At 30.0% G+C, this 16,398-nt stretch carries 18 protein-coding genes and 3 pseudogenes; 11 read left to right on the top strand and 10 right to left on the bottom strand.

Going from position 1 to position 16,398, the window contains the following annotated elements; genetic code table 11:
- Genes CQA69_RS06090 through CQA69_RS06080 form a run of 3 tightly spaced genes read left to right on the top strand, consistent with a single transcriptional unit; the run spans nt 1 to nt 1,972 of the window.
- Nucleotides 1–939 carry a clan AA aspartic protease gene (locus CQA69_RS06090; protein WP_137620910.1) on the top strand — a complete coding sequence of 313 codons (939 nt, stop codon included), beginning with the start codon at nt 1–3 and terminating at the stop codon, nt 937–939.
- Nucleotides 936–1,457 (top strand): hypothetical protein, encoded by a 522-nt coding sequence (locus CQA69_RS06085; RefSeq protein ID WP_137620909.1) that lies wholly within the window; start codon nt 936–938, stop codon nt 1,455–1,457. The genes CQA69_RS06090 and CQA69_RS06085 overlap by 4 nt, the downstream gene beginning before the upstream one ends.
- Nucleotides 1,454–1,972, top strand: coding sequence for a hypothetical protein (locus CQA69_RS06080; protein WP_137620908.1), 519 nt, complete (start codon nt 1,454–1,456; stop codon nt 1,970–1,972). Before CQA69_RS06085 ends, CQA69_RS06080 begins: the two co-directional genes overlap by 4 nt.
- On the opposite strand, the pseudogene thiC reads toward CQA69_RS06080, so the two are convergent.
- The 3 genes and pseudogenes from thiC to rpe all read right to left on the bottom strand — a co-directional run bounded on the left by thiC (nt 1,964) and on the right by rpe (nt 4,846).
- Nucleotides 1,964–3,259, bottom strand: a pseudogene (gene thiC, locus CQA69_RS06075) (phosphomethylpyrimidine synthase ThiC). The gene CQA69_RS06080 and the pseudogene thiC overlap by 9 nt on opposite strands.
- A gap of 181 nt (nt 3,260–3,440) precedes the next feature.
- Entirely contained in the window at nt 3,441–4,202 is a 762-nt protein-coding gene (locus tag CQA69_RS06070) for a 3'-5' exonuclease (RefSeq protein ID WP_137620907.1), read from the bottom strand.
- Nucleotides 4,199–4,846: a ribulose-phosphate 3-epimerase gene (gene rpe, locus CQA69_RS06065; protein ID WP_137620906.1), complete on the bottom strand. Its 648-nt coding sequence runs from the start codon at nt 4,844–4,846 to the stop codon at nt 4,199–4,201. Before rpe ends, CQA69_RS06070 begins: the two co-directional genes overlap by 4 nt.
- Before the next feature lie 138 nt (nt 4,847–4,984).
- Between rpe and rpmB the strand changes: the two genes are divergently transcribed.
- The 4 genes and pseudogenes from rpmB to CQA69_RS09420 all read left to right on the top strand — a co-directional run bounded on the left by rpmB (nt 4,985) and on the right by CQA69_RS09420 (nt 6,698).
- The gene (gene rpmB, locus CQA69_RS06060) at nt 4,985–5,179 is read left to right on the top strand and encodes a 50S ribosomal protein L28 (RefSeq protein WP_137620905.1); all 195 of its coding nucleotides are present in this window, start codon (nt 4,985–4,987) and stop codon (nt 5,177–5,179) included.
- A gap of 175 nt (nt 5,180–5,354) precedes the next feature.
- Nucleotides 5,355–5,573, top strand: a complete 219-nt coding sequence (locus CQA69_RS06055) for a YdcH family protein (RefSeq protein WP_137620904.1) — start codon at nt 5,355–5,357, stop codon at nt 5,571–5,573.
- 420 nt (nt 5,574–5,993) lie between these two features.
- A pseudogene (locus tag CQA69_RS09425) lies at nt 5,994–6,260 on the top strand (methyl-accepting chemotaxis protein); the annotation flags it as partial.
- Nucleotides 6,261–6,272: 12 nt separating this feature from the next.
- Entirely contained in the window at nt 6,273–6,698 is a 426-nt protein-coding gene (locus CQA69_RS09420; RefSeq protein WP_407924072.1) for a CZB domain-containing protein, read from the top strand.
- A gap of 23 nt (nt 6,699–6,721) precedes the next feature.
- On the opposite strand, the gene CQA69_RS06045 is transcribed toward CQA69_RS09420, so the two are convergent.
- The 4 genes from CQA69_RS06045 to acpP form a co-directional block, all read right to left on the bottom strand.
- Nucleotides 6,722–7,306 carry an NUDIX domain-containing protein gene (locus CQA69_RS06045; protein WP_137620902.1) on the bottom strand — a complete coding sequence of 195 codons (585 nt, stop codon included), beginning with the start codon at nt 7,304–7,306 and terminating at the stop codon, nt 6,722–6,724.
- A gap of 80 nt (nt 7,307–7,386) precedes the next feature.
- A complete protein-coding gene (gene accA, locus CQA69_RS06040) occupies nt 7,387–8,325 on the bottom strand; it encodes an acetyl-CoA carboxylase carboxyl transferase subunit alpha (protein ID WP_137620901.1) in 939 nt (312 codons plus the stop codon).
- A gap of 1 nt (nt 8,326) precedes the next feature.
- Nucleotides 8,327–9,541, bottom strand: a complete 1,215-nt coding sequence (locus CQA69_RS06035) for a beta-ketoacyl-ACP synthase II (protein ID WP_137620900.1) — start codon at nt 9,539–9,541, stop codon at nt 8,327–8,329.
- Nucleotides 9,542–9,573: 32 nt separating this feature from the next.
- Entirely contained in the window at nt 9,574–9,807 is a 234-nt protein-coding gene (gene acpP, locus CQA69_RS06030) for an acyl carrier protein (protein ID WP_137620899.1), read from the bottom strand.
- Between the two features lie 123 nt (nt 9,808–9,930).
- Here acpP and tenA point away from each other — a divergent pair.
- Nucleotides 9,931–10,595: pseudogene (gene tenA, locus CQA69_RS06025) on the top strand (thiaminase II).
- 17 nt (nt 10,596–10,612) lie between these two features.
- Here the strand turns inward: tenA and CQA69_RS06020 are convergent.
- The 3 genes from CQA69_RS06020 to gpmI form a co-directional block, all read right to left on the bottom strand.
- Nucleotides 10,613–11,020, bottom strand: coding sequence for a pyridoxamine 5'-phosphate oxidase family protein (locus tag CQA69_RS06020; RefSeq protein WP_137620898.1), 408 nt, complete (start codon nt 11,018–11,020; stop codon nt 10,613–10,615).
- Between the two features lie 10 nt (nt 11,021–11,030).
- The gene (fabG, locus tag CQA69_RS06015) at nt 11,031–11,774 is read right to left on the bottom strand and encodes a 3-oxoacyl-ACP reductase FabG (RefSeq protein ID WP_137620897.1); all 744 of its coding nucleotides are present in this window, start codon (nt 11,772–11,774) and stop codon (nt 11,031–11,033) included.
- An 80-nt stretch (nt 11,775–11,854) separates the two neighbouring features.
- Nucleotides 11,855–13,333: a 2,3-bisphosphoglycerate-independent phosphoglycerate mutase gene (gene gpmI, locus CQA69_RS06010; RefSeq protein ID WP_137620896.1), complete on the bottom strand. Its 1,479-nt coding sequence runs from the start codon at nt 13,331–13,333 to the stop codon at nt 11,855–11,857.
- A gap of 79 nt (nt 13,334–13,412) precedes the next feature.
- Between gpmI and mraY the strand changes: the two genes are divergently transcribed.
- From mraY to CQA69_RS05995, 3 genes are all read left to right on the top strand, one after another.
- Nucleotides 13,413–14,474, top strand: a complete 1,062-nt coding sequence (gene mraY / locus CQA69_RS06005) for a phospho-N-acetylmuramoyl-pentapeptide-transferase (RefSeq protein ID WP_137620895.1) — start codon at nt 13,413–13,415, stop codon at nt 14,472–14,474.
- Entirely contained in the window at nt 14,474–15,682 is a 1,209-nt protein-coding gene (gene murD / locus CQA69_RS06000; protein ID WP_137620894.1) for a UDP-N-acetylmuramoyl-L-alanine--D-glutamate ligase, read from the top strand. Before mraY ends, murD begins: the two co-directional genes overlap by 1 nt.
- A gap of 134 nt (nt 15,683–15,816) precedes the next feature.
- Nucleotides 15,817–16,398 (top strand): hypothetical protein (locus tag CQA69_RS05995; protein WP_137620893.1); only part of this gene is annotated, 582 nt, incomplete at its 3' end.

Below are 16,398 nucleotides of genomic sequence, written 5' to 3'. Positions count from 1 at the left end.
ATGTTATTTTTACTTAAAAAAATATTACCTCGACTCTTTATCAGTGTTATTTTAGGGGATAAAAAAAGCGTCCTTAAAACTTCTGTATATAGAAACCAAAAACTACTAAGTAGTAGTGAAAAAACTTTCAATAAAAGCGAAAAAGCATTAGAACATGTTAAAAATATCAGTAAAAAATTTTTATTCTTCAATACAGCTCTTTTTTTAGATGCTAAAGAGCAAGGGCTTATTCCGAGTACCGATGAAAAAGATTTTGAACGATTTGATATTGGCAAAATGAGCTTAAAATCCATCACTTTAAACAATGCTTTAGTCTTTGCAGCAACAGAGCATGTAGAATATTTTAACGAGCTTTTTGAAGATTATAATGGATTAGATTTTCTATACTCTCCTTTTGCTCTACTTTATTACAAAATCTCAAAAAAAAATATAAACGATAATAAAATAACACTCTATGCTTACTACTATAATGAAATATTGGCAATTATGATCTGTAAAAATAAGACAATTTTATATGGAGATTTAATTTTTTTCGAACAAGAATCAGAAAATACAGAAGAATTTTTAAATGAATCAAGCGAAAATATACCCAATAAGGAACTTGAGCTTGATAATTTTAATGAAAATTTAGAAGAACCTTTAAATCAAGAAAATAACCTAGAAAATTCAGATGACAATAGTGAATTCAATCTTGAAGATTTTAATCAATTTAGTAGCAATATGGAACTTTGCCGCTACATTATCTCAAGTATTGAAAAATTCTATAAAGATGAAAAATATTCTGGAACTTTTATTGAGCATATGTATATATATAGCGAAAAAGAACTAGGTATTAGTGCTATTGAATTTTTAGAAGATGAAACATTTTTAGAAATTACTGCTAAACAAGTCAATACTCTTGAACTTATGATAGAGCTTATGCAGAAGGAAATTCAATGACTTATAGTTTTATCGAGCCTAGAAAAAAACCTGTTTTTACACTATTTAGCAAAATTTGGTTTGGACTTTTTGGATTTGGAATTATCTTTATATTTGCCATATATTTTTTATATATTACAAAAATCGCATTGGTTAATCACTCCATAGAAAATCAAAAACAAGAAGTTATAAAAATGCAAAAACAAACCAAGCAAAATGAAATATCTTATAAGATACTTTCTGGAAAAAGTCAGATAGCTTACAATATAAATGATGAAAATCAAATCATAAAAAATAGCCTAAAAAATCTTTTCGACATAATCATTAAAACTGACAACATCACGCTTGAAAGTATGAAACAAGAAAAAAATTCTTTAGAACTTATTGGAGTTACTCCTACAAAAGAAATGTTTGCTTTATTATTAGAGACACCTTTAAAAAGCATTTTTGATCAAAGTAATACAACATATTATCGTTTAAATAATGGTTGGTATCGCTTTGTAAGTATTAGTAAGAAAAATTCAGGAGTTTTACAATGAAAGATAAAAGTCTTGAAGAATTAGATATTTTAAAAACTATTATTTTTGCCTTAAGTTTTATTACTGTATGCACGGCTTTAATTTTATTTTTATTACTACCTATATTGAAAGATTATAAAAATAACAATCTAAAAGAAAATTCCGAAATCGCTATCTTTAATTCAGTTAAAACCGATTTAGAAATAAGTGAAAATAAAATTTCTAAATTAAAAGCGCAGAATAATAAAATTCTCAAACAATTTGATCAAGGCTTAAATATAAAACAATTAGAAGTTTTTTTGCAAAAATATTTTCAAAATATTCAAATTAAAGAAATTAATATCGATAAAAAAGAAAAATACTTAACCCACAAATTAAATATTCAAGGACTTATGAATAACCCTAGACGCTTTTATGATTTTATAGACGCTTTACAAAATTATGATAGTTTAATTAAAATTGGTTATCCTTTTATATTAAAAGCAACACAAAAAGGTATTGCTATCAATTTTTCTGTGGAAATTTACTCAGATTAAGCTTACATCTTCGCCTTTTAGAGCTTGATTCATTGTATTCATCGCGCACATTTTTCCACACATAGAACAAGAATTTAAATCATCTGGGCGACGTTCATTAAACATTTTTTAGCCTTCTCTCCATCAATAGCAGACTTAAATATTTTTTCCCAGTCAATATCTTGCCTTGCCTTGCTCATATTATCATCTCTAGTTCTTTCTTTTGGTAATTTAGCAATATCACCTGCATGAGCTGCAATTTTAGTCGCCACTATGCCATCTCTAACATCATCTAAATTTGGAAGTCTTAAGTGTTCAGCTGGTGTTACATAACAAAGTACATCAGCACCGCTAGCAGCCGCTACAGCTCTCCTCCGATCGCTCCACTTATATGATCATATCCTGCACCAATATCGGTAACCAAAGGTCCTAAAACATAAAAAGACACTCCTTTGCAAAGACGTTTTTCAAGTTGCATATTGGCTTCAATCTCGTTTATTACCATGTGCCTAGGACCTTATATCATTACTTGCACTCCAGCCTCCCACACTCTTTGTGTGAGCAAAGATAATTCTATAAGCTCCGTAATTTGTGACACATCGGTTGAATCGTGTGTAGAACCGGGACGCAAAGCATCACCTAGAGATAAAGTTACATCATATTTTAAGCAAATTTCTAATAGATCATCATAATATTCAAAAAAAGGATTTTCAGCTTCTTTCATCGTCATCCAAGCATAAAGCACAGATCCTCCTCTTGAAACTATATTTGTAAGTCTTTTTCCTTCTTTAAAAACCCTAACAGCACGTGAATTTATTCTAGCGTGTATTGTCATAAAATCCACACCACTTTTTGCGTGATGATAGACTACATCTAAAAAATCTTTAGCTTTAATTTGTTTTAGATCTTTTTCTAAAAATCCTACTACATCATACACAGGAACTGTACCTATCATTGCTTTTGAAAAAGCAATGAGTTCATCTCTAAAACGACTTGTTTTTCCATAATTACTTAAATCCTTAATAGTCTCAATTCCAAATTTATGAGGAAGTTCTACTTTTTTCATCTCTTCGCTATAATCGATACAATCATTTGAAACGCCTAAATTAACATTTACTTTGGTGTGAAGTCCAGATCCTATACCGTTTGGATCAAGACTTTTATGATTAATATTAGCAGGGATAATGATCTTGTGCCACAAGCAATATTTTCAAGTAAAAAATCTTGACTTACTTGCTCTTTTTGGGCGACGATTTTCATTTCTTTGGTAAAAATACCTTCTTTAGCATAAAGCATTTGAGTTTTCATAATTTATCCTTTTAAAAATTGGATAAATGAGGGTGCGAATAAATTTTGAAAAGTGTAAAAAAGTATAAATCTTCTCGACGCTGGCATTATCCAGATCCGGTTCGGTCTAAGCTTTTAGCTTATTCTCAGCCTGTTCCACAAACTCCCGTCATTTATATTCTAAATTATACTCTTTAAATTTTTATTTTTGTCTTATGCGAGATGTTTTTATATAATTAATAAGTTCTTCTGTAGTTTTAATATGATAAGGAAGCTTTCTAAGACAATATTTAAAAATTTCAGCAGCTGCTAAAGCATCATTTAAAGCCCTATGATGGATATTTTCTATTCCAAGCAATTCTTTTAAAACATCAAGCTTATATTTGGGACTTTGTATACAACATTGTGCAAATTCTATAGTACAAATATAACGATTAAGTAAAATACCAAAACCGCATTCATTTAAAGCTTTGGAAATAAAACCATAGTCAAAGCGAACATTATGAGCTACAAAAATACTATCTTTTAAAAAAAGTTTAAAATCTTTTAAAACTTGTGTTAAATTCGGAGCATTTGCAACCATATCCGAACTAATTCCTGTAAGCTCCGTAATATTTTCCGGTATTTGATCCACCTTTATTAAGCTACTAAAACGATCTATTTCCTTAGAATTTCGAATTTTAACAGCACCAATTTCTAAAATCTGACCTTTTTTAATACCGCCCGTGCTTTCAATATCTACTATACAAAAATTTTCTTCTTTAATTTTAGTAGTACGTGTTTTTAAACTTAAAATATTATCTTGATTTAAGCAAAAACCCAAACCTAAAAGCTCAAAAGTTTCTAAATCAAACTCATAATCCTTAAGTTCATCAACCTGTTGAAATTGTTTAACCACCCATTCATAAGGTTTACTCTGTTTACTTAAAACAGAAATAATTTTCTCAATTTGTTGAAAGCTCAAAATTCTAACTTTAACGATGAAATAGAAGTCTTATAATCACTAGAAGAAAAAATATAACTTCCAGCAACTAAAATATCCGTTCCCGCATTATCTAAGTCGCTAGCATTTAAACCATTGACTCCTCCATCAACTTCTATAAACACTTTAGCATTTTTTTGATCAATCATTTCTCTTAATTTTTTAATTTTTTCATAGGTAAAATTTAAAAAACTTTGCCCACCAAAACCAGGATTTACGCTCATTAAAAGTATCATATCCACAAATTCTATCATATATTCGATTGAACTGATTAGAGTATGAGGATTTAAAACTATAGCGGGATGAATTCCATGAGATCTTATATACTCACACATTCTTATAGGGTGTTTTTCAGCTTCCATATGAAAAGAGATAAATTTAGGCTTTAATGGAATAAACAAATCTACAAATTTCTTAACATCTTCAACCATCAAATGCACATCTAAAGGAAGATTACTGATGTTAGAAATTTTCTCTATCACACAAGGTCCAAAAGTAAAATTAGGTACAAAATAACCATCCATTACATCAATATGCAAAAGATCAGCACCCGCTTCTTCTACGGCTTTAATTTCTTTTTCTAGATTTAAAAAATTAGCCGATAATAAACTTGGAGCAACATACATATAATAAAATCCTTTGTTTTGATTAAAGCAGCATTCTATTATATTTTATCTATATTTATAATTAAAAACGGCAAAAATATGAATTTTTAAGTTTAAATTTGTTAAAATCTCAATTTTAAATTTTCACAAGGAACTAAAATGGCAAGAGTATGTCAAATTACAGGCAAGGGGCCAATGGTAGGTAATAATGTTAGCCATGCTAATAATAAAACAAAAAGACGTTTTTTACCTAATCTTAGAACAGTTCGTATCACTTTAGAAGATGGCACTACAAGAAAAATGAAAATTGCTGCTTCAACTTTGAGGACTCTCAAAAAACAAAATTCTAAATAATGTTTTTGAGGACTTATCCTCAATTAAGACTTCTACAAAATTAATTCCTATTCACTATAAATTTAGATATTTACGATAAATTTAAATATTTAAGTAAAAATATTAAGTTTTTAAGGTATAATGTTAAATAAATGAATATTTAACTTTAGAATTTAAATATTTAAAGGAGGAAGTTTTGCTACACGAATATCGCGATTTAATCTCGGAATTAAAAGGTAAAGATGCACATTTTGATAAGTTGTTTGAACGTCACAATGAACTTGATGATCAAATTAAAAATGCAGAGCAAGGGGATATTCCATCGCTTAGTGATATTGAAATTTCAAGTCTTAAAAAAGAAAAACTTTATCTTAAAGATAAAATAAAAGAATATCTAGAAAATTATAAAAAATAGGTGGAAATTATGTTTAGTAAGAAAAATAATCACATAGACTCGGGCAAACTTGAAGAAGAAAACAAAAGTCTTACAAATCAACTTCAAAACTTAAAAGCTGAAAATTTGGAATTAAAAAACAAAATTTCAGCTCTTGAACAAGAAGCTTTGGAATCAAAACTTAAAACCGAACTTTTAAATGTATTGTTAAATGGGGCTTTAAAAAATATTACTATCGTTCAAAATGATATGCTTGAAAATGTTGGTAAAGCTGAGATTATTTCTAATTATTCTAAAACTTCACTTGCAGAAATGGACGAACTTAGTCATATTGCAGATTCTATTAATTCTTCTCTTAGCAATATTACTGAATCAGCAAATAAAACACGTGATGTAGCAGGGACTCTACATCGTAGCGTTGATGAAATTACTAATGTAATCAATTTAATTAAAGATGTATCCGATCAAACCAATCTTTTAGCATTAAATGCTGCTATTGAAGCTGCACGCGCAGGAGAACATGGACGAGGATTTGCTGTTGTAGCTGATGAAGTTAGAAAATTAGCTGAGAAAACACAAAAAGCGACTACAGAAGTAGAGATGAATATTAATCTTTTAAAACAAAATGCAAACGAAATGTATACTCAAAGTGAGCAAGTGGAAAAAATTTCTATAGATTCTAGTGCTTATATTGTAAACTTTTCAGAGAAATTTTTCCGTTTGGTAAATGAAGCACATTCTACCAATTCAAATGCTGTAAATATAGCCTCAGAAGCATTCATTTCTTTAGCTAAGCTCGATCATATTGCTTTTAAACTTAACGGATATAGAGAAATCTTTACAAAAACAGGAAAAAGACTTGCAGACCATACAAGTTGTCGCCTTGGAAAATGGTTTGCAGGTGCAGGGAAAGATAGATTTGGAACTAGTAAAAGCTTCTTGAAAATTGGAGAACCTCACGAAAGAGTACATGAAAATATGAATGCTGCTATTGATATAGCGGGAGCAGAAGATGTAAGTTTAAATGCTGTCCAACATAGAATTATTGAAAAATGCCAAACTGCTGAACATGCCTCTTTAAATCTATTTGATATATTTAAAGAAATCCTTCATGAAACGCAATCGAGTGAAACGAAAGACGCTTGATATAATGAAACTCTGCTTTTAATTTAAAAGTAGGGTTTCATTTTTTCTTTTAAAAACCATAAATAAGCAAAATCAAGTAAAGAATTGTGGATAATATTTCTAGAAAATTTTTCATATTCGCTAATTTTTACATAAATAGTTTCTATTTGCTCATCTTCTATTCCACCGCCATTAGAAACTTTATCACTTTTATCAATCTCTGCAAAATAAAGGCTTTGTTTGCTAACTCCTGATCCAAAACCTGTGTAAAAATCTTTTATTTTTTCAAGATGCTTAGGTGCATAACCTAATTCTTCAATACATTCTTCTTTCGCAATTTGTTCTATGGATAAATTTTTATCTACAAGACCAGAACAAAGTTCTATAGTATAACCTAAGTTTTTATCTTTATAATTATTGATTTTTTGATGATACCAAAGCGGTATACGAAATTGTCGAACTAGAACAAGACTTTTAAAATCTTTATGATATACAAGAATAGACACACTGTCTTTTACTTCTATAAAATCCCAAGTGCAATTTTTTCCATTACTTTGATAAGAAAAACGTTTAGGTTTAATATAATCAGAACTATCAAATGCTATTTCTTTTAAATTTTCAAATGCCATATTAAACCTTAAAAATAATTTTCTAAATATTAAAAATTATAAAACTATCAGAAATTATTGATTTTAACCAATATCTTATACTAACTTTCTGCAAAAGCTCCAAGCTTAAGAATCTTTTGCATACGATTAGCGACAAGTTCATTTGGGTTTATTTTGTCTAATTCGTCCAAAGATTTCTTTACATATTCAGCAATAGCAACAGCTGCACCTTCTTTATCCCTATGTGCACCATTGATAGGCTCTTCAATGACATCATCAATTAAACCCTGCTGTTTTAAATCATCAGCTGTCACTTTCATAGCTTTAGTTGCCACTTCAATCTTACTCGGATCATTCCAAAGTATTGCCGCACAACCTTCAGGAGAAATGACTGAAAAAACAGAATTTTTCATCATAGCAAGTTTATCAGCAACTCCTATAGCCAAAGCTCCTCCGCTTCCACCTTCTCCAATTACCACTGCGACAGTAGGAGTTTTTAAATCGCTAAATTCGTAAAGATTTTTAGCAATAGCTTCGCTTTGACCTCTTTCTTCGGCTCCTATACCAGGATAAGCACCAGGAGTATCAATTAAAAATAAAATTGGAATTTGAAATTTCTCTGCAAGTCTTGCCACTCTTAAGGCTTTACGATAACCTTCAGGATGTGGCATTCCAAAATTTCTTGCTATTTTATCTTTAGTTCCTCTACCTTTTTGTTCGCCAATAACAATAAGTTTTTTATCCCCCAAATACCCCATAAAACAAACGATAGCAGGATCATCTCTAAAAGCACGATCTCCATGAATTTCATATGCATCTTGCAATATAAGCTCTATATAATCAAGAGCGTAAGGTCGATCTGGATGACGAGCAAGCTGCAAACGGCCATAATCATTTAAATTTTTATAAGTTTTTATAATTTCTTTTTCAAGATTTTTTCTTAAAATATTAATGGCATCAATATCTGCTTTGATTTGAGCATTAGCAATATCTTCATCAAGCTGTTGAATATTTTTTTCAAAATCTAAATATGAAGCCATATTAATCTACTTTTTTAAATACAACACAACCATTTGTGCCACCAAATCCAAAAGAATTGCTCATTACAACTTTCAAATCCACTTTTTTAGCAGAATTTGGAACATAATTTAAATCACATTCTTCATCTTTTACAAATTGATTTATAGTTGGCGGTACAACTCCATCCCTTAAAGCCATTATACTTATAACTGCTTCAATAGCTCCTGCAGCTCCTAAACAATGCCCTGTTTGTCCTTTTGTAGAACTAACCAACGGAACATTGACACCAAAGAGTTCTTTGATAGCGGCAGTTTCATTTCTATCATTAACCGGAGTTGAAGTTCCATGTGCATTTATGTAATCAACCTTAGGATTTCCGGCCATATTTAAAGCTTTTTTCATTGCTCTTAAAGGACCGTCTAAAGTTGGAGAAGTAATATGATGTGCATCAGCACTTTCCCCAAAACCTACTAATTCCGCATAAATAGTAGCACCTCTTTTCTTAGCTTCTTCGTAATCCTCAAAAACCAAAGCGCCTGCACCTTCTCCCATAACAAAACCATCTCTTTCTTTGTCAAAAGGTCTTGAAGCACGTTCTGGTTCATCATTTCTAGTTGATAATGCTTTCATGGATGCAAAACCACCTATACCTACAGGACAAATAGCTGCTTCAGCGCCTATGACAAGCATTTTACTTGCAGTACCTAAAGCTATACTTTTATAAGCTTCTGCAATTGCATGAGTTCCTGCAGCACAAGCAGTCACACAAGAAATATTTGGACCTTTGAGCTTATGCTCAATTGAAATTAAACCGCCTAACATATTAACTAAAGCTGAAGGAATAAAAAACGGAGAAATCTTTCGTGGTCCGCGTTCAGAACAGATGATCGAATTTTTTTCTATATTAGGTAAGCCTCCTATTCCAGCAGCAGATACGACGCCAAATTCTTCTTGATTAAAATTATCTTTAAAATTAGCATCTTGCATCGCCTCTCTAGCAGCTTTTATACCCAACTGAATAAAACGATCTATTTTTTTTGCTTCTTTAGGATCTACAATCTCTAAAGGATCAAAATCCGTAATCTCTGCAGCTATTTGGACTGGAAAATCTGTAGTATCAAAAAGAGTAATCTTTTTTACTCCACTCTTACCCTCACAAATAGCTTTAAAAGAACTTTCTTTATCTAAACCAAGAGCATTAATCATTCCAATGCCCGTAACCACGACTCTTTTCAAGAATAAACTCCTTGTAAAGTTAATTAAAAAAATTATTTTTTAAGATTATCAATATAATTTACAACATCTTCAATTTTAATAAGTTTTTCAGCATCACTATCTGGAATTTCAACTTCGAATTTTTCCTCTAAAGCCATAATTAATTCAACTACGTCTAAAGAATCTGCGCCCAAATCTTCAATAATTTTTGATTCCATTTTAACTGTATCTGCATCAATACTTAATTGCTCAACTACTACTGCTTTTACATCATCAAATGTTGCCATTTGTATCTCCTTAAAAATAAAATATATAAAAATAGAGCGTATTTTACTATAAAAAAACTTAAAATATTTATAGTTTTTAGCTACACTTTAAAAAGTATATTAAAAATGTAGGAGTAAAAAAATATGCTTTTTCAAAGACTTGTTAAAGAAAACTCAAAAATTTGGAAGGAATATATACAGCATAATTTTATAAAACAACTTGAAAATGAAACTTTAAGTAAAGATCAGTTTCTTTTTTATTTAAAACAAGATTATATATATCTTATTAATTACTCGAATGCTATGCAAGACTTGCCTTGAATGCAAATTCAATTGAAGAATTACATTTTGCTATTAAATTTCAAAATTACACTCTAGAGGGTGAATTGGAACTTCATAAAAGCATCTTAGATCTAGGTATCAACACAAATAATTTTAATGAAAAAGATGAAAGTCTTGTTAATATTGCTTATTCACGATACATATTAGGCGTTGGAAAAAACGGAGATTTTTTAGATATGTTAATCGCTCTTAGTGCTTGTGCGATAGGTTATGGATATATAGGAAATGAAATTTATAAAAATATATCAAAAGAAAAATTACAAAATCATATCTATAAAGAATGGATTTTAACCTATTCGAGTCAAGAATTTCAAGCAACAGTAAAAGAATTTGAAGATTTTGTAAATTCTTATACTAAACAAATATCAGAAGAAAAATTTAACAAACTGAGTAAAATCTTTCACAATGTCGTTCGCTTAGAAGTTGCCTTTTGGGAACACGCCTTAAAAATGGAAGTAAATATTTAAAGCAAGATTTTCTTGCTTTAAGCCTTAAAAAGTTTAAACTCTCCATTATTAAATTGCATTCTAGCACTCAAATTATCAAGATAAAATACTTCAAATTTTGAATTCTCTGGAGTATCGTATAAATTTTTTAAATAAGGATATTTTTCAAACATTTTTCTCTTAACTTCTAAATTAGGTTCAAAAATCGCATTAGCTCTAAGTCTTAGAAAAGTCCCTTCTTTGGAGCAAGAACAAAATTCAATCCCATTGTAATTTTGTATATGCTTAAAGAGTCCTTTTGTATTTGAAGTACAAAAATAAATTCTATCTCCAACTAAAAGTGGACTTTGTATAGGACGAACTCTAGGATTACCGCAAGTTCCCAAAGTTGCTAAAAAGGCAGGTGCATTATCGTCTAAAAATTGTGCTATTTCTTTTAAATCCATACAATCATCCTTACATATATAAGCCACCATTGATTCTAAGCACATCTCCAGTAATATAAGAAGAATAATCGCTCAATAAAAACGCAACACAATTAGCTACTTCTTCGGGCTCTGCAAAGCGTTTCAAAGGAATACTATCTTGATACATTTGTTTGATCTCTTCGCTTAAAACTTCAGTCATATCGCTTTTGATAAAACCTGGAGTTACGCAATTAAAACGTAGATTTCTACTAGCTCCTTCTTTGGCAAAAGATTTCGTCATAGCTATCATTCCACCTTTACTTGCTGAGTAATTAACTTGTCCTGTATTACCCATTTCTCCAACGATAGAAGCTATATTTACCACAGCACCAAAACGCTTTTTACTCATAGTTTTTAAAGCCTCTCTGCAGCCTAAAAATGCTGAAGTTAAATTTGTATCTACAACAGAACTAAAATCTTCTATTTTCATTCTTAAAGCTAATTTATCATTGGTTATACCTGCATTATTTACAAGATAACTAAGCTCACCATCGCTTTCCAATATAGTCTTGATAGCATTCTCAAATTCATCTTCTTTACTTGCATCGAATTTAATCACTGCAGCATTGCCACCTTTTGAAATAATCTCATCTTTTAAAGCATCTGCGAGTTCTGGTTTCGAACGATAATTAATCCATACTTTAAGTCCAAATCCCGCTAAAATTTTTGCAATAGAAGCACCTATACCCTTGCTTGCGCCTGTTACTAAAACATTTTTTCCACTGAATTTCATACTTTAATCCTTATCAAAAATTAATCTTTAAAAAAAATGTTTAGAATTTTAACAAATTTAAAAAGGAAAAAGCAAATAAACTAAAACAAAGCTTCATTCATTTCTTTTGGAATTTCTAAACCTAAAATTTTTAAAACACTTGCAGCTATATTGCTAAGTCCCATATTTTCTTTAATTTTTTTCACCCCTTTTGCCTCTACAAATACAAAAACATCAAAAGTGGTATGATTGGTCAACAAATTTCCTTTTTCATCCTGCATAGCCTCACAATTTCCATGATCACTTGTAATAATAAAAGCGTAATCATTTTTTCTAGCGTATTCGATCACTTCACCCAAACAAGTATCCACCACCTCTACAGCTTTAGTGGCTGCATTAAAATTGCCTGTATGCCCTACCATATCCCCATTTGCAAAATTAACAACGATAAAATCTTCACCCTTATCTATTCCTTTTTTCACAATATCACATACTTTAAAAGCACTCATTTTTGGTACTTCATCATAAGTTTTTACTTTGGGGCTTGGTATTAATATTCTTGTTTCATTTTCTAGCAATTCCTCTTTACCGCCATTAAAGAAAAAGGTAACATGGGCATATTTTTCTGTTTCAGCTGTATGAAGTTGAGTTAATCCTGCTTTAGAAATTATTTCTGGCAAAGTATTTTGAATTTTTTCTTTTTGAAAAATTACAGGGATATCAAAACGATCATCATAAACACTCATAGTTAATAAATTTTGAAAAATTTTATCTCGTTTAAATTCTTTAAAATCTTGAAAATTTAGCGCCTCAACAAGTTGTTTCATTCTATCGTTTCTAAAATTAATGAAAATCAACCCATCATTCTCATCCATCCCTTTATAATCCTTATGTTTTATCGCTTTTATAAATTCATCTGTTATTTGATCTTTATATGATTGCTCTATATATTCAGCAAAATCAGCAACACTCTTACCTTGCCCCATTAAACATTTATAATATTCTTCTATTCTATCCCAACGCTTATCTCTATCCATTGCATAAAAGCGGCCGCATAGTGTAGCAAAACAAGCTCCAAGTTTTTTACAATACACTTGTAAATTTTTTATAAAACCCAAAGCACTTTTTGGATCTACATCGCGTCCATCAGTAATTGCATGCACAAAAACTTCATTGCCATTTTTAGTACAAATTTCAAGCAAGGTATTAAAATGCGTATCCATAGAATGCACTCCACCATTGCTATAAAGGCCTATAATATGAATTCTTTTACATTTTGCTAACAGTTTTTTCAAATTAAAATTGTTTTTAAGTTCTCCACTTTCAGCCGCTTGATTGATTCGCACCAAATTCTGATAAATAATTTGTCCGCTGCCTATACACATATGCCCCACTTCGCTATTTCCCATTTGACCTTCAGGCAATCCCACTGCCAAACCACTGGTTTTTAATAGAGAATAAGGCACTTCTTTAAAAAGCTTTTCATAAGTAGGTTTTTTTGCTGCTTCAAAAGCATTAAATTTTTTATCTTGATTAAAACCTATTCCATCTGTAATGACTAAAATACATTTTTGTTTCATTTTTTTAATCTTTTATAAGAATTTTTTTGGCTACATTTTAATAAAATTAAACTTTTAAAAACCAAAAAGAAGGTTCAATTTGTATTATCTTTCTGATTTAAGCAATTATGCTTTTTTTACTTATATTAGTGTGCGTGCTGGCTTTGCGTTTTTTATCGCTTTATGTTTATCTTTATTTTTAATGCCTAAATTTATAGCTTGGGCAAAAGCTAAAAACGCTAATCAACCTATTTATGAATATGCCCCTGAAAACCACAAGGTAAAATCACACACTCCGACTATGGGTGGTCTTGTATTTATATTTTGCGCTCTTTTAGCAAGTTTATTATGTATAAGATATGAAAATATTTTTGCTATAAGTGCTTTACTTTGTCTTACTCTTTTTTGTCTTATTGGCCTTGTTGATGATCTTGGCAAAGTTTTAAAAAAAGATAATCACTCAGGACTTAGTCCAAAAATGAAACTTATAGCCCAAATTGGTGCTAGTTTTGTTTGCATTTTACCTTTATATTTTAGTTCTCAATTTAATACTGAATTTTATATTCCGTTTTATAAATATCCTCTTTTTAATATGGAAATTTTTGCACTTTTCTTTTGGATTTTGGTATTAATATCGAGTTCTAATGCTGTAAATTTAACTGATGGGCTTGATGGATTAGCTACAGTACCTAGCATTTTTTCTTTATCAACTTTAGGGATATTTTTATATCTTAGTGGAAATTTCAATTATAGCGAATACTTGCTTTTACCAAAAATTCAAGGCCTAGGAGAGGTAACGATTATCTGTGCCGCACTAATTGGATCTTTAATGGGATTTTTATGGTATAACTGCTATCCTGCTCAAGTTTTTATGGGAGATAGCGGAAGTTTAGCTATTGGAGGATTTATAGGCTTTTTAGCTATTATTAGCAAAAATGAAGTTCTACTCTTACTTATAGGTTTTGTTTTTGTCCTTGAAACCATTTCAGTTATTCTGCAAGTAGGAAGTTTTAAAATTTTCAATAAAAGAGTTTTTAAAATGGCACCCATTCATCACCACTTTGAAAAAGTAGGATGGGTAGAAAATAAAATCATAGTGCGTTTTTGGATGATAGCCTTTCTTTCAAATTTACTCGCACTCGCATCTATAAAGTTACGCTAATGAAAATTTCTCTTTTTGGATATGGAAAAACAACACGTGCTATAGCAAAAAATCTTAGCGATAAATTTGGTATTTTTCATATTTATGATGATCAATTTCAAAGCACAACTCAAGATGAATTTGGAAATTATCTTTTAAATCCTAAAGAATTTGATGAAAAATTAAGCGATCTTGAAATTCCAAGCCCAGGTTTTCCACCTAATCATACATTAATCAAAAAGGCAAAAAATCTACAAAGTGAATATGATTTTTTTTATGATGCTATGCCAAGATCTGTTTGGATTAGTGGCACCAATGGAAAAACAACAACTACACAAATGATAACACATTTATTATCACGCATAGGAGCTATTATGGGAGGAAATGTTGGTATTCCTTTGGCTGAACTTGATGCTCATTCTAAGCTTTGGGTGCTTGAAACTTCATCTTTTACTCTTCATTATACCCACACTGCAAAACCTGAAATTTACGCTCTTTTGCCAATCAGTGCAGATCATCTTTCATGGCATGGCAATTTTGAAAATTATGTTAAAGATAAACTTAGTGTTTTAGAAAGAATGAATGAATGTGATGTAGTGATTTTGCCAAAAATTTATGAAAAAACCCCTACTAAAGCTTATATCATTGCTTATGAAGATGAAAAAGATCTAGCAAGCAAATTCGGTATCGATATAAATAAAATTTCTTTTAAAAGTCCTTTTTTGCTTGATGCTGTTATGGCCTTAACTATAGAAAAAATTTTACTAGATACTTTAAGTTATGATCTTTTAAATCAATTTGTTCTTGAAAAAAATAAATTAGAAGAATTGTTTGATACTCAGGGAAGACTTTGGGTAAATGATACGAAAGCAACCAATGAAAGTGCTGTTATGGCAGCATTAAATCGTTATAAAGATAAGAAAATTCACTTAATCATCGGCGGAGATGATAAAGGGGTTGATTTAAGTACTTTATTTGAATTTATGAAAAAATTTGACATTACGCTTTATGCTATAGGCATAAGCACGCAAAAAATGCTTGATTATGCTAAAAATGCTGATATAAAAATAATTAAATGTGAAATATTAAGCAAAGCTGTAGAAGAAATTTCAAAAGTTCTTCAAAAAAATGAAGTCGCTCTTTTAAGCCCAGCTTGTGCTAGTTTAGATCAATTTAGTTCTTATATAGAACGCGGAAAAACCTTTAAAGAATGTATTAGTAAAATTTAATTTTTATATTTTATTGATATTAATAAAAATTTGTATTTTGTCGATATTAAATGCTAAATAATAATTATGACAATCAAGAAAATGGCAAATAAATATAAAAGCACTCTTGGCGGTTGGTATCCTAGGAGGTAAAAATGAATACTATTGGTTCAAAATTAAACATTTTTGGAATAAGTATAGTTAGTAATAATAGGGAATTGAACGATAAAAATATCGCTCAATCTAAAAATAATGTTGCAAATTTAAATCAGCTTCTTAAAAGTTACGAAGATTATTATGATGAACTTGCAAAAGGAATTCCTATTCTTAAAGGCTCTATACAAGATCAGATTTTAAAGGGTAAATTCAGTCAAGAAGATTTCAAAGAAATTGAAGATTTTAAAGATAAAAATAGAGCTTCAGAGTATTGGTTGGATGAAGACTTACAAAAAGAATATGTAAAAATTTATCACACAAGTATGAGTGTAGAAGAATTTAAACAGAAATGGTTAGATCTTCAAGCCAAACACGAAGCTAGATCTGGTGAAATTGCCGAGCAAAGCAGAAAAGATATTCAGCAAGAAATGCAAGCTATACAAAAACAATATAATCAACAAAAAGATCAAGAAGTAATAAATTTCAAACCCATCCAAGCAGAAAGTAAAAACAAAGAAACTTATAAAGATGATAATATAAGAAATGAACTCATAAAAAAACTTCTTGAAAATAAATTTGAT

It is taken from the genome of Campylobacter estrildidarum, assembly GCF_005406205.1.
GTDB classification, from domain to species: Bacteria; Campylobacterota; Campylobacteria; order Campylobacterales; family Campylobacteraceae; genus Campylobacter_D; species Campylobacter_D estrildidarum.
This window is presented reverse-complemented; position numbering and strand designations above follow the sequence as displayed.

Bases quoted from the DNA above. Each gene is read 5' to 3' on its own strand.
- CQA69_RS06090 (WP_137620910.1), top strand. From the start codon at position 1: ATGTTATTTTTACTTAAAAAAATATTACCTCGACTCTTTATCAGTGTT.
- CQA69_RS06085 (WP_137620909.1), top strand. From the start codon at position 936: ATGACTTATAGTTTTATCGAGCCTAGAAAAAAACCTGTTTTTACACTA.
- CQA69_RS06080 (WP_137620908.1), top strand. From the start codon at position 1,454: ATGAAAGATAAAAGTCTTGAAGAATTAGATATTTTAAAAACTATTATT.
- rpe (WP_137620906.1), bottom strand. From the start codon at position 4,846: ATGTATGTTGCTCCAAGTTTATTATCGGCTAATTTTTTAAATCTAGAA.
- rpmB (WP_137620905.1), top strand. From the start codon at position 4,985: ATGGCAAGAGTATGTCAAATTACAGGCAAGGGGCCAATGGTAGGTAAT.
- CQA69_RS06045 (WP_137620902.1), bottom strand. From the start codon at position 7,306: ATGGCATTTGAAAATTTAAAAGAAATAGCATTTGATAGTTCTGATTAT.
- accA (WP_137620901.1), bottom strand. From the start codon at position 8,325: ATGGCTTCATATTTAGATTTTGAAAAAAATATTCAACAGCTTGATGAA.
- acpP (WP_137620899.1), bottom strand. From the start codon at position 9,807: ATGGCAACATTTGATGATGTAAAAGCAGTAGTAGTTGAGCAATTAAGT.
- CQA69_RS06020 (WP_137620898.1), bottom strand. From the start codon at position 11,020: ATGGATTTAAAAGAAATAGCACAATTTTTAGACGATAATGCACCTGCC.
- fabG (WP_137620897.1), bottom strand. From the start codon at position 11,774: ATGAAATTCAGTGGAAAAAATGTTTTAGTAACAGGCGCAAGCAAGGGT.
- gpmI (WP_137620896.1), bottom strand. From the start codon at position 13,333: ATGAAACAAAAATGTATTTTAGTCATTACAGATGGAATAGGTTTTAAT.
- murD (WP_137620894.1), top strand. From the start codon at position 14,474: ATGAAAATTTCTCTTTTTGGATATGGAAAAACAACACGTGCTATAGCA.